Annotated in this window: 2 protein-coding genes; one reads left to right on the forward strand and one right to left on the reverse strand. The window is 58.9% G+C overall.

The features are described from left to right. The first annotated feature begins 103 nt into the window (after nucleotides 1–103). Entirely contained in the window at nucleotides 104–226 is a 123-nt protein-coding gene (locus tag ACESMD_RS15765) for a hypothetical protein (RefSeq protein WP_372614839.1), read from the forward strand. A gap of 11 nt (nucleotides 227–237) precedes the next feature. Here ACESMD_RS15765 and ACESMD_RS15770 read toward each other — a convergent pair. Further along, nucleotides 238–1,011 (reverse strand): DUF3427 domain-containing protein (locus ACESMD_RS15770; RefSeq protein WP_372614840.1); only part of this gene is annotated, 774 nt, incomplete at its 5' end.

The raw sequence follows: 1,011 nt of genomic DNA on the forward strand, positions 1-1,011 counted from the left end.
CACCTCAATATAGCGCCTCAACTGGCCGATATGAGGTTGTGATCGACTCCGATGATACAACACCCCGACTCTCCGGACGACCACCCAGCATGGAACCCACAGGATGGCATTCAACGAAGCCAAGGAACTCGCCGCCGGGCGCTTGCATGTGATCTTCGTCGATTCCTATTCCGCCTTCGAGAATCAGGTACTTGAGCTGTTGAAGGAGTGTCGCTGGAAGAGGTGACGGTCGGTAGGCTATGCCGGCCGCGCCTCCTCGAAAAGCTCGGCGGGCATCGAATACGCCAGCTCCCATGTCATGGCGATCTGGCGATCTCCTTCATAACTCTTCAGCGCCTTAGCCGGACCCAGGAAAATAAATGGCGCCGTCTCACCCTCGATGCGCTTGGTCAATCGGGCGAAGAACAGAATGGTATAGCCGCGTTCGCGGAAATGAAGATAGTTCTGCCCGGTAGGACTTGCCTGCGTTACGGTGGACTGGCTTTCCCAGTGCAGCAGCGTTCGGCTGATGGGGTAGTCTCGATAAAGAGTGGTTGGAGAGAAGTCCCGCTCATCCTTTTGGAAGGTCACCAGATGAACATAGGCATTAAGATGCTTGGCATTCAGCCTTCCCTGGCCGGTCGGCCCCGGCTTGTCCAAGCTCGCCAAGCCCAGGGCTGCCTTTATCTCCGCAGTACCGTAGGCGCCATGCAGCAGCAACCCACAGTCGAACGGCAGATCTTCGATCAGCTTTAACGGTATCCGCTGATGCGCCCGCCGCCAGGCGGCTACCTCCGCTGCATCCGCCGCTACACTGGAATTCGCGCGCCACTTCTGCAGCGACTGCTCGAGGCTCTCAACGCCCACCAAGCCACCCTTTCGGCCCCACAGCAGATAGTGAAGCGCGGTCTGCTTCGCAACGTCGTAGCGTCCCAGGGCCTCTTCAACGCTGCTATCCGTATGGCCAAGGGTTTCGACGGCCGATAGGAGCTCTGGGTCGCTACGAAGGGCGATGCGTGGTAGCGCCTTGCG

Origin of the sequence: Halomonas sp. (assembly GCF_041689495.1) — a bacterium.
Classification (GTDB): domain Bacteria; phylum Pseudomonadota; class Gammaproteobacteria; order Pseudomonadales; family Halomonadaceae; genus Halomonas.